Annotated in this window: 6 protein-coding genes, 1 tRNA gene and 1 pseudogene; 6 read left to right on the top strand and 2 right to left on the bottom strand. The window is 72.3% G+C overall.

Annotation, left to right across the window (positions count from 1 at the left end; translation table 11 throughout):
- The first annotated feature begins 78 nt into the window (after nucleotides 1–78).
- From ACZ4Z2_RS20005 to ACZ4Z2_RS20030, 6 genes are all read left to right on the top strand, one after another.
- Nucleotides 79–276: a hypothetical protein gene (locus ACZ4Z2_RS20005; protein WP_468077760.1), complete on the top strand. Its 198-nt coding sequence runs from the start codon at nucleotides 79–81 to the stop codon at nucleotides 274–276.
- 314 nt (nucleotides 277–590) lie between these two features.
- A complete protein-coding gene (gene topA / locus ACZ4Z2_RS20010) occupies nucleotides 591–3,440 on the top strand; it encodes a type I DNA topoisomerase (protein ID WP_468077762.1) in 2,850 nt (949 codons plus the stop codon).
- Nucleotides 3,441–3,831: 391 nt separating this feature from the next.
- Nucleotides 3,832–7,269, top strand: coding sequence for a dTMP kinase (tmk, locus tag ACZ4Z2_RS20015; protein WP_468077763.1), 3,438 nt, complete (start codon nucleotides 3,832–3,834; stop codon nucleotides 7,267–7,269).
- A 413-nt stretch (nucleotides 7,270–7,682) separates the two neighbouring features.
- A complete protein-coding gene (locus tag ACZ4Z2_RS20020) occupies nucleotides 7,683–8,888 on the top strand; it encodes a DNA polymerase III subunit delta' (protein ID WP_468077765.1) in 1,206 nt (401 codons plus the stop codon).
- A 310-nt stretch (nucleotides 8,889–9,198) separates the two neighbouring features.
- The gene (locus tag ACZ4Z2_RS20025; RefSeq protein ID WP_468077767.1) at nucleotides 9,199–10,803 is read left to right on the top strand and encodes an alpha/beta hydrolase; all 1,605 of its coding nucleotides are present in this window, start codon (nucleotides 9,199–9,201) and stop codon (nucleotides 10,801–10,803) included.
- A gap of 111 nt (nucleotides 10,804–10,914) precedes the next feature.
- Nucleotides 10,915–10,988 (top strand) — tRNA-Thr (locus ACZ4Z2_RS20030).
- A 45-nt stretch (nucleotides 10,989–11,033) separates the two neighbouring features.
- Here ACZ4Z2_RS20030 and ACZ4Z2_RS20035 read toward each other — a convergent pair.
- Nucleotides 11,034–12,356, bottom strand: a pseudogene (locus ACZ4Z2_RS20035) (tyrosine-type recombinase/integrase); the annotation flags it as partial.
- A 273-nt stretch (nucleotides 12,357–12,629) separates the two neighbouring features.
- A complete protein-coding gene (locus ACZ4Z2_RS20040) occupies nucleotides 12,630–13,190 on the bottom strand; it encodes a MarR family transcriptional regulator (RefSeq protein WP_468077768.1) in 561 nt (186 codons plus the stop codon).
- Between the last annotated feature and the right edge of the window lie 103 nt (nucleotides 13,191–13,293).

Below are 13,293 nucleotides of genomic sequence, written 5' to 3' on the forward strand. Positions count from 1 at the left end.
TCACCTCGGGTTCGTGTGTCCGCTTCCCGTGCGTGCCAGCCTCCCCTCCCTGGGAGTCGAGGGGTGGGAGAGCGGGACATGGAGAGCGGATCGGCGATCTTCACGGGCGCGGTGTTCGCCCTGTTCGGGGGCGGGCTGCTGCTGTGGACCACCGTCCGGCTGCGGCAGGGCCTGCCGGTCGCGCTCGGGGTGCGCCCTGTGATGTCGGCAACGCTCGCGAGCGTCGCCGCGGTCGCCGCCCTGCTGCTCGGCGCGTGGTGCTTCGCGCAGATCTGAGGGGGTGCCGGGTGCCGGGGCGGGGAGCGGGCACGGTAACCGCGAGGTGACCCTCCGCATCGGCGCGGAAAGGGCGGTGAAGACGCCGGGCGGCAGGAATGGCGGTAGTCGGGTTACCGTTCGAGTGGCCGTTGCGGGCTTTTCCCGTTTGACACGGGGGCGGGATGTACCGTCACACTCCGCAGCGTCAGCACGACCCGATCCCCGGGCCCATGGCCGCGCCTCCTGCGAGGCGCCGGTCTCCGGGGGTGCCCGACCCCGGACACAAGGCGACCCCGGGGAGATCCCAGCGTCGACCGGAGAGAAGAGCGAAGTTGTCCCCGACCAGCGAGACCGCGAAGGGCGGCCGCCGACTCGTCATCGTCGAGTCGCCTGCCAAGGCGAAGACGATCAAGGGCTATCTCGGCCCCGGCTACATCGTCGAGGCGAGCGTCGGGCACATCCGCGACCTTCCCAACGGCGCCGCGGAGGTGCCCGAGAAGTACACCGGCGAGGTCCGTCGCCTCGGCGTGGACGTCGAGCACGACTTCGCGCCCATCTATGTGGTCAACGCGGACAAGAAAGCGCAGGTCAAGAAGCTCAAGGACCTGCTGAAGGACTCCGACGAGCTCTACCTCGCCACCGATGAGGACCGCGAGGGCGAGGCCATCGCCTGGCACCTCCAGGAGGTCCTCAAGCCCAAGGTCCCGGTCAAGCGGATGGTCTTCCACGAGATCACCAAGGCCGCGATCCAGGCCGCCGTCGCCAACCCGCGCCAGCTCAACCAGAAGCTGGTCGACGCCCAGGAGACCCGCCGCATCCTCGACCGCCTCTACGGCTACGAGGTCTCGCCGGTCCTGTGGAAGAAGGTCATGCCCCGGCTGTCGGCGGGCCGTGTCCAGTCCGTGGCGACCCGGCTCGTCGTGGAGCGGGAGCGGGAGCGGATCGCGTTCCGCTCGGCCGAGTACTGGGACCTGACCGGCACCTTCTCCACCGGCCGCGCCGGCGACCCGTCCGACCCGTCGTCCCTGGTCGCACGGCTGCAGTCCGTCGACGGCCGCCGGGTCGCGCAGGGCCGCGACTTCGACTCGCTCGGGCAGCTCAAGGGCGCGAACGTCCTGCACCTCGACGAGGCGAACGCCCGCGCGCTGGCCGCCGCCCTGGAGAACACCCGCTTCTCCGTCCGCTCCGTCGAGTCCAAGCCGTACCGCCGCTCGCCGTACGCTCCCTTCCGTACGACGACGCTCCAGCAGGAGGCGTCGCGCAAGCTGGGCTTCGGCGCCAAGGCGACCATGCAGATCGCCCAGAAGCTGTACGAGAACGGCTTCATCACGTACATGCGTACGGACTCCACGACGCTCAGCGACACCGCGATCGCCGCCGCCCGCGCCCAGGTCACGCAGCTGTACGGCGCCGACTACCTGCCGGCGCAGCCCCGCACGTACGCCGGCAAGGTCAAGAACGCGCAGGAGGCGCACGAGGCGATCCGGCCCTCGGGTGATCGTTTCCGCACGCCCGCCGAGACCGGTCTGACCGGTGACCAGTTCAAGCTGTACGAGCTGATCTGGAAGCGGACCGTCGCCTCGCAGATGAAGGACGCGACGGGCAACTCCGTCACCGTCAAGATCGGCGGCACCGCCTCCGACGGCCGGGACGCCGAGTTCAGCGCCTCCGGCAAGACGATCACCTTCCACGGCTTCCTCAAGGCATACGTCGAGGGTGCCGACGACCCGAACGCCGAGCTGGACGACCGCGAGCGCCGGCTGCCGCAGGTCACCGAGGGCGACGCGCTGGCCGCCGAGGAGATCACGGTCGACGGGCACGCCACCAAGCCGCCCGCCCGCTACACCGAGGCCAGCCTGGTCAAGGAGCTCGAAGAGCGCGAGATCGGCCGCCCGTCGACGTACGCGTCGATCATCGGCACGATCCTGGACCGCGGCTACGTCTTCAAGAAGGGCACGGCCCTCGTGCCGTCCTTCCTCTCCTTCGCCGTGGTCAACCTCCTGGAGAAGCACTTCGGGCGGCTCGTCGACTACGACTTCACCGCGAAGATGGAGGACGACCTCGACCGCATCGCCCGCGGCGAGGCTCAGTCCGTGCCGTGGCTGAAGCGGTTCTACTTCGGCGAGAACACCGGGGACATCGGCACGGCCGCCGAAGCCGGGAACGGCGACGGCGACCACCTCGGCGGACTGAAGGAACTGGTCACCGACCTGGGCGCCATCGACGCGCGCGAGGTCTCCTCGTTCCCCGTCGGCAACGACATCGTGCTCCGCGTCGGGCGCTACGGCCCCTACATCGAGCGCGGCGAGAAGGACAGCGAGGGCCACCAGCGCGCCGACATCCCCGAGGACCTGGCGCCCGACGAGCTGAACGTCGAGCTGGCGGAGGAACTGCTGGCGAAGCCGAGCGGCGACTTCGAACTGGGCACCGACCCGGCGACCGGCCACCAGATCGTCGCCAAGGACGGCCGCTACGGGCCCTACGTCACGGAGATCCTCCCCGAGGGCACCCCGAAGACGGGCAAGAACGCGGTCAAGCCGCGGACGGCCTCCCTGTTCAAGACGATGTCCCTGGACACGGTCACGCTCGATGACGCCCTGAAGCTGATGTCGCTGCCGCGCATCGTCGGCACGGACGCGGAGGGCCAGGAGATCACCGCCCAGAACGGGCGGTACGGGCCGTACCTGAAGAAGGGCACGGACTCGCGCTCCCTGCAGTCCGAGGACCAGCTGTTCACGATCACGCTGGAAGAGGCGCTGGAGATCTACTCCCAGCCCAAGCAGCGGGGGCGGGCCGCCGCCAAGCCGCCGCTGAAGGAGCTGGGCGCGGACCCCGTCAGCGGCAAGCCGGTCGTGGTGAAGGACGGCCGCTTCGGGCCGTACGTCACCGACGGCGAGACCAACGCGACGCTGCGGTCCGGGGACAGCGTGGAGACGATCACGCCTGAGCGTGGGTTCGAGCTGCTCGCGGAGAAGCGGGCGAAGGGCCCGGCCAAGAAGACGGCGAAGAAGGCGCCCGCCAAGAAGGCGACCGCGACCAAGAAGGCCACCGCCAAGAAGGCGGCGCCGGCGAAGAAGACGGCCGCGAAGAAGACCGCCACCGCGAAGACGGCCGCGGCGAAGAAGACCGCGACCGCGAAGACGGCGGCTGCGAAGAAGACCGCGTCGTCGTCCGAGGGCTGAGAGGCGTCGAGAGGCGTCGAAAGGCGTCGAGAGACGTTCGGGCGTCCGGCTGAAGGCTGCCGGGCGCCCGACGGTTCTCGAACGGCCGAGGGTTCGGAACGCCCGACGGCGCGGGCGTGGCCGAGGCATCGGAACGCCCGACGGCGCGGGCGTGGCCGAGGGATCGGAACGCCCAAGGGGTTGGGGGTCCGGGAGCTTTGCGGCGGGTGCGGGAGCGTTGTGGCTGGTCGCGCAGTTCCCCGTGCCCCTTCGGCGGCGGTGGTGCCGAGCGGTGGCTGGAATCTTCACTTTGGTTTTTCTGAACCCGCGCTTTTTACACGACTTGATGGCGACGTGTGCGTGCGTTCGGGCGCCGGGTCGGGGTGTCGGTGGGTGCCGATAGGCTGAAAGCATGATGCGAGGCGAGCAGCCGACTGCCCTGACTCCGGCCCCCGACAGCGCCCTGGCAGCCGACTCCAGGGAGCGCGCGGTACGGGCGCTCTTGCGCCGACCTCAGCTCAAACGGCTGTGGAGCGCACAGCTCGTGGGAGGCGTGGGCGATGTCCTCGCCCTTTTCGTGCTGGTCCTCCTGGCCTTCCAGACGGCGATCGCCGAGGGCGCTTTCGGGGGCGGCTACCGGGGCGTCGCGCTGACCGTCGCCATCGTCTTCGGCACACGGGCCCTCGCGACCCTGCTCTTCGGCGCCGTCCTCCTCGGGCCGCTCACCTCACTGACCTCGCAGGACGGTCCGCTCGACCGGCGCTGGACCATGGTCGGCGCGGACGGGCTGCGCATCCTGCTGCTGATCGTCGCGCCCCTGTGGATCGACTGGACACCGGACAACGCGCTCGCGGTGCTCCTGGTGACCGTCTTTGTGACCGGTGTCGCCGAGCGGTTCTGGACCGTCTGCCGGGAGAGCGCGGCGCCCTCGCTCCTGCCCGAGCCGCCGCTGGAGGGCGCGACCGTACGCCCGCTGCCGGACCACATGGACGCCCTGCGGCGCCTGTCCCTGCGTACCGGCTTCGTGGCGGTGCCCCTCGCGGCCGCCACGCTCGTCGTCGTGGCCCTGCTCAACAACCTGCTGGGCGCCGGCCTCGACTGGTTCGGGCAGCACCAGGCGGCGCTCGCCTCGTACGTCGCCGCCGGTCTCTTCGCCGCCTCGCTGTCGGTGGTGACCTTCCTCGAACTGCCCAAGACGCGCACCCCGCGCGCGCGGTCCCCGCTGGAGGGGCTGCGCCGGCCCAGGACCGGCACGGGTGTGGACAAGGGCCGTACGGGCGCGATCCCGCTCCTGGTGCCCGCGTGCGCGGCGGTCGCCGGCGCGGTCGCCGCCGCGGTCGCCGTCGCCGTACTGCACGCCAAGGACCTGGGCGGCGGCCCGGTGCTGTACGGCCTGCTGGTCGTCGCGCTGACCGGCGGGGTGGGCCTCGGGATCCGCAAGGCCCCGTCCCTGCTGCCGTCGCTGTCCCGCCGACGGCTGCTCGCCCTGGCCATCGCCCTCACCGGTGTCGCACTGCTCGCCGGTGGGCTCGTACCGGATGTGACGAGCGTCGTACTGATCTTCGCGCTGGCGGGCGTCGCCGCGGGCGTCGCCGCGAACACCGGGCACACCCTGCTCGACCAGGAGGCCGAGGAGTTCCGGCGTGCCCGGACCACCGATCACCTCCACGCGGTCGTACGGGTCCTCGTGGCGCTGGCCGCGGTCGTCGCACCGCTGGTCGCCGCCGCCATCGGCCCGCACCGGCTGGAGAACGGCAAGTTCGTGTTCGCGCACGGCGGCGCGGCGTTCACACTGATGCTGGTCGGAGCGCTGCTGCTGCCGGTCGCCGCGCTCGTGCTCGCCAAGGTCGACGACCGGTCCGGGGTGCCGCTGCGGCACGACCTGCGCGACGCCCTGCTCGGCGGTGACGACCCCGACCAGGCACCGGCCGAGTCCGGGTTCTTCATCGCCCTGGAGGGCGGGGACGGCGCCGGCAAGTCCACCCAGGTCGAGGCGCTCGCCGAGTGGATCCGCGCCAAGGGGCACGAGGTCGTCGTGACCCGGGAGCCCGGCGCGACCCCGGTGGGCAAGCGGCTGCGGTCGATCCTCCTCGACGTGTCGAGCGCCGGCCTGTCCCACCGGGCCGAGGCGCTGCTGTACGCGGCGGACCGCGCCGAGCACGTGGACACCGTGGTGCGGCCCGCTCTGGAGCGGGGCGCCGTCGTCATCTCCGACCGGTACATCGACTCCTCCGTGGCGTACCAGGGCGCCGGACGGGATCTCTCGCCGACCGAGATCGCCCGGATCTCCCGCTGGGCCACGAACGGACTCGTGCCGCATCTGACGGTGCTGCTGGATGTCTCCCCCGAAGCGGCCAGGGAGCGGTTCACCGAGGCGCCGGACCGGCTGGAGTCCGAGCCGGCCGAGTTCCACGAGCGCGTGCGGGCCGGATTCCTGACGCTGGCCGCCGCCGACGCCGGGCGGTACCTGGTCGTCGACGGCGCGCAGGACGCGGAGGCCGTCACCACCGTGATCCGGCACCGGCTCGACGTGATGCTCCCGCTGTCCGAGGCCGAGGTGAAGGCCCAGGAGGAGGCACGGCGCAAGGCCGAGGAGGAGGCCCGGAAGCGGGCTGAGGAAGAGGCCGCGCGCAAGGCGGAGGAAGAGCGGCTGGAGCGGGAGCGCCAGGAGGAGCTCGCCCGGCTGCGTGCCGAGGAGGAGGAGCGCAAGCGGCGCGAGCTGGAGGAGGCGCAGCGGCGCGAGGCCGAGCGGCAGGCGGAGGAGGCCCGGCGACGGGCCGAGGAGGCGCGTCGCCGGGCCGAGGAGGAGCAGGCACGGCTCCTCGCGGAGGAGAAGGCCCGGGCCGAGGAGGAAGAGCGGCGCCGGGTCGAGGAGGAGCGCCGGCGTCAGCAGGCCGCGGAGGAGCAGCGGCTGCGGGCGGAGGCGGAGGCGCGCCGCCTGGAGAAGCAGCGGAAGGCCGAGGAGGCGTTGCTGCGCGCCGAGGAGGCCCGGCGGATCGCCGCCGAGCGGGCTGCCGCCGCCGAGGCCGAGCGCGTCGCGGAGGCCGCGCGGGCGGCGGCCGCGGCGGCCGAGGCGGAGAGGGCCGCGGCGGCGGAGCGGGCGGCCGCGCTCGCCCGGGCGGCCGCGGCTGAGGCTGCGCAGGGTGAGGCTTCGCAGAGGGCCGGGGCTGAGCAGGGACTTGCGGCCTCGCGCGGGCTTGAGGCTGACGGCGAGCGGGGTGCGGCGGACACCACCGTGCCCACGCCTGTGGTGACGCCTACGAACGCGTCCGGCGGGCCGTGGGACGAGACGGCCGTTCTGCCGCCGGTCCGGCCCGGAGGATCGGCGGACTCCGAGACCACGGCGAAGCTGCCCAGGCCGCCTGAGCCGACGGCCGAGGGGCCTGAGCCGGCGTCCGGGTTCGGAACTGGGGCCGGGGCCGCGCCGTCGGGGTTCACGCCGGATACCGCTTCGGGACCGGTGTCCGGAGCGGGGGCGCGTGCCGAGGACGAGACCGCGGTGCTGCCGCAGGTGCCTCCGGTGCCTCCGGGCGCGGCCGATGAGACCGCTGTGCTGCCGCCGGTTCGCGAGGACCGGGTGCCGCCGGTGCCGCCCGGGTTCTTCCGGGACGAGCGGCCGGCGGTTGGTGGTGCGGACGGCGCGGACGGCGCGGACGGTGCAGCGGAGCGGACGCGGGAGCTGCCGCAGGTCGACGAGGAGGGGACCCCTCGGCGTCGGCAGCGGTCGGACTGGGCCGAGGAGACACCGCTCGACGACCTGCCGACCCTGGCGGACGAACTGCTGGGTCCGCGCGACTCGGACGAACCGGACGAGGGGCGCGGTCGTGGCTGGAGGCGGCGGCGGGGCTGAGTCCCGTTCACGCCGGGGGTGAGCCCCGTTCACGCCGGGGCTGAGCCCGGTTCACACCGGGGGTGAGCTTGTCGGCGTGTCTCCGGCTGCGTGGGGCGCGGTCGGGGCGGAACGGCCACCGCCCGTGGGCGCTTCGGGTGCGTCGTGGGGCGGGGCCGTGCCGGTGGGTCAGCCCGTCGCTTGGTGCCCTTGCCCGGGGTGGGAGGGGAGCCGTTCGCTGTGCTTCTCTACGCGACGGGCTTGCCACACCGGCACGGCCCCTTCCGTGCGTGGGCGGGCGCGCAGCGGTGGGGGTATGCGCCCGCAGCCTTCCCCTCCCGCCGATTCGGGGCTGTCAGTGGGGTCGCGCAGAATGGGGCCGACGGGTTCGGTCTGGTTCGGTTCGGTTCTTGGGACGGAGGGGTGGTGGGGGCATGACCGTGTGGGACGACCTGGTGGGGCAGGAGCGGCTCAGTCGGCAGCTGGACGCGGCCGCCCGGGACGCGGATGCCATCGTCACGGCGGCCGGGACCGGAGGGCCGCTTCCCGAGGCGTCGAAGATGACGCACGCCTGGCTGTTCACGGGGCCGCCCGGAGCGGGCCGGAACACGGCGGCGCGGGCGTTCGCGGCGGCCTTGCAGTGTGTGAGCCCCGACAGGGCGCTCGGGGGGAGCCCGGGGTGCGGATTCTGCGACGGGTGCCACACGGCGCTGGTGGGCACGCACGCCGACGTGACGACGGTGGCGGCCGTGGGCACGCAGATCCTCGCCGAGGACATGCGGGACACCGTGCGCAAGTCGTTCACGTCGCCGGCGAACGGGCGGTGGCAGGTCATCCTCGTCGAGGACGCCGAGCGGTTGAACGAGAAGTCGGCGAACGCGGTGCTGAAGGCCGTGGAGGAGCCCGCGCCGCGGACGGTCTGGCTGTTGTGCGCCCCGTCGCTGGAGGACGTGCTGCCGACCATCCGCTCGCGGTGCCGGCACGTCAGCCTGCTCACCCCGTCGGTGGACGCGGTGGCGGACATGCTCGTACGGCGCGAGGGCATCGAGCCGGAGGCCGCCGCGGTCGCCGCCCGGGCCACCCAGGGTCACATCGAGCGGGCGCGCCGACTGGCCACCGACCCGCGGGCGCGGGAGCGGCGGGCCGCCGTACTGAAGCTGCCGTTGCGGATCGAGGACATCGGCGGATGCTTCAAGGCCGCGCAGGAGCTGGTGGACGCTGCCTCCGAGGAGTCCAAGCAACTGGCGGAAGAGGTCGACACCAAGGAGACCGAGGAGCTGAAGGCGGCACTCGGGGCCGTCCAGGGCGGGCGCATGCCGCGCGGCACGGCGGGCGTCATGAAGGACCTGGAGGACAAGCAGAAGCGGCGCCGTACGCGGGCCCAGCGGGACAGCCTGGACCTGGCGCTGACCGAGCTGACCGGCTTCTACCGCGATGTGCTGGCCCTGCAACTGGGGTCGCGGGTCGCCCTCGCCAACGTCGAGGTCCAGGACGTACTGGAGCGGATGGCCCGCAGCGGGACGCCGGAGGCGACGCTGCGGCGGATCGACGCGATCGCGGCCTGCCGGGAAGCGCTGGACCGCAACGTCGCCCCGCTGCTGGCGGTCGAGGCGATGACCATGGCCCTGCGGGCCGGGTGACGGTGGCGCACGCAGCGCGGGGGAGGGCGTGAGGGGCGCGCTCGGTGGCTCGGTGGCTAGGTGGCTCGGCGGGCGAGTGCGGGCGGTATTCCGGCGGGTGCGGGGCGGTGTTCGCGCGCGGGCCCTCCGGGGGCGACACGTGGGTGAGCGTCGGCGGGTGTTCGGGCGGGTGCGGGGGTTCGGGTGAGCGTCGGCGGGTGTTCGGGCGTTCGGGCGCGCGTCGGCGGGCGTTCGGTTGACCGTGTCACTCGTACGAGGAGCATTCGTCGCCGTTCGTGATCATCCGGTTGCCTCTGGTTACGCTCGCGAGATGCGAACCAGGCGTACTTCCCGGTCCCGGCCGAACCGTTCCCTGCGCGCCGGCGGCGGCGCGTTGCTCGCCGCCGTCGCGCTGCTCGTGTCGGCGTGTTCCCCAGGCGGTGCGAGCCGGGCGGCCACGGCGGACGACGGGGTGCCCGCGCTCGGCCCGCTGCCCCGCGCGACGCCCGCGGCCCTCGCGCCGTACTACGAGCAGAAGCTGCGCTGGCGCGACTGCGACGTGCCCGGCTTCCAGTGCGCCACGATGAGGGCGCCGCTGGACTACGCGAACCCCGGCGAGGGTGACGTGAAGCTGGCGGTGTCGCGCAAGAAGGCCACCGGCCCGGGGGAACGGCTCGGTTCGCTGCTGGTCAACCCGGGTGGCCCGGGCGGCTCGGCCGTCGGCTACCTCCAGGGCTACGCGGGCACCGCCTACCCGGCGCAGATCCGAGCGCGGTACGACATGGTCGCCGTCGACCCGCGGGGCGTGGCCGGCAGCGAGGCGGTCGAGTGCCTCACGGGCCGCGAGATGGACGCGTACACGCAGACGGACCTCACACCGGACGACCGGGCGGAGAAGGACGCGCTGGTGGCCGCGTACAAGCGGTTCGCGGAGGGGTGCGGGGCGCGGGCGCCGAAGCTGCTGCGGCATGTGTCCACGGTCGAGGCGGCCCGCGACATGGACGTCCTGCGGGCGGTGCTGGGGGATCGGAAGCTGACGTACGTCGGGGCCTCGTACGGCACGTTCCTCGGCGCGACGTACGCCGGGCTGTTCCCGGAGCGGGTCGGCCGGCTGGTGCTGGACGGGGCGCTGGACCCGTCGCTGAGCGCGGACCGGCTGAACCAGGAACAGACGGCGGGCTTCGAGACGGCGTTCCGGGCCTTCGCGGAGGACTGCGCACACCGGGAGAACTGTCCGCTGGGGCGCACGCCTGCCCAGGTCGGCGACAACCTGAGCGCCCTCTTCGAGCGCCTGGACGCGCGACCTCTCGCGACGGGTGCGGCGGGCGCGACGGGCGGGCGGAAGCTCGGCGAATCCCTGGCGACGACGGGGGTGATCGCGGCGATGTACGACGAGGGGGCGTGGCCGCGGCTCCGCCAGGCCCTCACGCAGGCCGTCCAGGACAAGAACGGCGCCGGGCTGCTGGCCCTGTCGGACGGCTACTTCGAGCGGGAGGCCGACGGCCGGTACTCCAACCTCATGTACGCCAACGCGGCCGTGAACTGCCTCGACCTCCCCCCGGCGTACGCCACGCCGGACGAGGTGGAGCGGGCGCTGCCCGCCTTCGAGAAGGCGTCCCCGGTCTTCGGCCGGGCGCTGGCGTGGGCCTCGCTGAGCTGTGCGTACTGGCCGGTGAAGCCGACGGGGGTGCCGCGCCGCATCGAGGCGAAGGGCGCGGCCCCGATCGTCGTGGTAGGCACCACCCGCGACCCCGCCACGCCGTACCGCTGGGCCGAGGCCCTCGCCTCCCAGCTCTCCTCCGCCCGCCTCCTCACGTACGACGGCGACGGGCACACGGCGTACGGGCGGGGCAGCGGCTGTATCGACTCCGCGATCAACACGTACCTGCTGCGCGGCACGCCGCCCACCGACGGAAAGCGCTGCTCACCGTCCTGACCGGGGGCTCGCGCAGCAAGGCCGCGGGGTGCTCCGGACCCTGGTTCGGAGCACCCGAGAAACTGTGTAGACTTACCGACGTTGCTGATCGCACCATAGTGCGGACAGTGCGCCGCCTTAGCTCAGATGGCCAGAGCAACGCACTCGTAATGCGTAGGTCTCGGGTTCGAATCCCGAAGGCGGCTCTTTCTAAGCCCAGCCCAGACAGTGTCTGAGCTGGGCTTTCTCGTTCAACGGATGCGGCGGCGCCGTTGGGAGCATGCCGCGCGGGTGTCGGCGGTCTCAGTTCTGGTCTCAATGGGGCCCGGAATCGGGGGCGACGGAGGCGACGGCGGCGGCACGAAGAACTCGCCCATGCGCCTCATGGCGTCCATGGACAGGTGCGACCGGCCCTTGACGTACCGCCGGGGCTGGCTGATCTGCGTGTGCCTCAGGATCTCCATGATCGTGGGCATGTCGATGCCCAGCTCGTTGAGGATCGTGCCGGCGGTGTGACGGCTCCCGTCGTACAGGCGGCGGTCATCGATACCCGCCTCCTTGAGCAGGTCCTTGAACTCCTCGTAGTCGGCACGCGGGTCCAGGGGGCGGCCGTCCGGGCGCGAGAACACGACGTCGTGCTCCTGCCACAGTTCCCCGGCGGCCTCCCGCGCCGCTTCCTGCTTGGCCTTGTGGTCGTGCAGGAAGGAAACGAAGACGGGCGGGATCGGTACGGCGTTCCGTCACTTCTTGGTCTTGGGCCGCGTGAAGGTGAGCCCGCCTTCCCTGCGCTTCGGGCAGGCGCTCGCATGCTTCGCGCACGTCTTGGGGCACGACTTCGGGCACCCACGCTTGTAGCCCTTGTGCGTGGTGCAGTCCGGCGGGCAGGGCTCGAAGCGGTGCAGACGCCCCCCACAGGTGTGCGGGTCGGTGCAGCCGTGCCGCCACGTGAGGCGCTGAAGCTGCCACTCGGGGCGGAACAGCTCCGCTTCCAGGTCGACGTACGACCAGCGCAAGCCGAGCGTTTCGCCCAGCCGGAACCCCATGCCGACACCGACGATCCACCGCATGATGGTGGGGCGCTTCGACGCGGCTTCGAGGAAGGCTTTGGCTTCTTCCTTGGTGAAGAGGTTGGCCTCGGTCTCGTCGATGCTCGGCGGGTCGACGAGCGTGGCGACGTTCTCCCCGACGATGCGGCGGCGGTGAGCGATTTTCAGGGCACGGGACAGGATGCAGTGCACCTTCACGACGGGCGAGGGAGCGTGGCCGGCGTCGAGCATGGCCCGGTACACCCCTTCCAGGTGTTCGGGCTGCAACTTGTCGATGCGGTGCTTGCCGACGCCGGGGATGATGTCGTTCCGCGTCTTCGACCAGTAGTCGTCGAGGGAGCGCGGCTTGAGCTTCAGGCTCGCGATGTCGGTCAGGTAGGTCTCCATCCACGCGGCGACGGTCGGCTTACGGCCCGCTGCGGGTGCGCGCCCCTGGTCCCGTTGGCGCTCCAGCTCCTTCACCTTGCGCTTGATCTCGGCCTCTGTCCGGGCCCGGCGGTGGCGTCGGTCGGGGCCGCCGTCACTCTTGGTGGGCGAGCGATCGCCCCGGTGGTACGGGAAGGGGTAGTTGGGTCGGTGGGCGATGTCGCAGCCGTGGACGGTGAACCCGGCGCGGGCGTAGCCCATGGCGGCGCCGCCGGCGCAGGAGAACAGATCCAGCAGTAACGGCCGCTCGCCGTCTCGCCGGATGTCGGTCGCTTGGGTCATGCTGGGAGACCTCCACAGGTCTGTTGACGGTCTGGTGGAAGGCGGCGGCCCCGGTTCTTAGGGGAAGGGGGCCGTCGTCGTGGTGGAGATGGGTCAGGCGGCGGCGGAGTCGTCGCCGCGCGTGACGGTCAGTCGGCCGTCGAGGGTGCGGACGACCGTGCCGCCGGTGGTGAGGGTTTTGACGGCCTTGGACACGGCGCCCTTGGACAGGCCAGTGAGCGTGACCAGGTCCTTCTGGAGGACCGGTTCGTCGGCGGTCTCGATGGCCTTCAGGACACGGGCGACGGCGCCGTCCGTGGCCGGTGCCGTCTCGGTCGCGCTGTCCTTGACGAGGGTGAGCGTCGGTGCGCCCGCGGCTTCCACGGTCGGAGCGACCGAGCGGGACCACGGCGTGCGCTCGGGCAGGGCGATGACGACGGCCTTGTCCATGTAGCGGACCTTGACCGGGTCGGGCTTGCGCTTGCCGTCCCGGATCAACGCCACACCCGGAACCGGGAGTTCGTCGGCGTTCCAGCCCTTGGCCTGAGCGTCCTCCCCAAGCACGACGCGGGCTTCGGCCGGCGTGCGCACGGCGAGGCAGATGGAGACGCCGATCTGCGGGGCGATCTGTTGGGGATGCCGTCGCCGATGGTGGGCTTCTGGGTCATCCACCATAGGTCGATGCATGCCGCGCGCCCCATTCGCGCCAACGACTCCAGGCCGGGCAGTGCGGAGCGGTTGACGGTGCGGGTCTTGCCGTCGCCGGTCTCGGTCTCGT

The sequence above is a fragment of the Streptomyces sp. NPDC030183 genome (assembly GCF_055573455.1).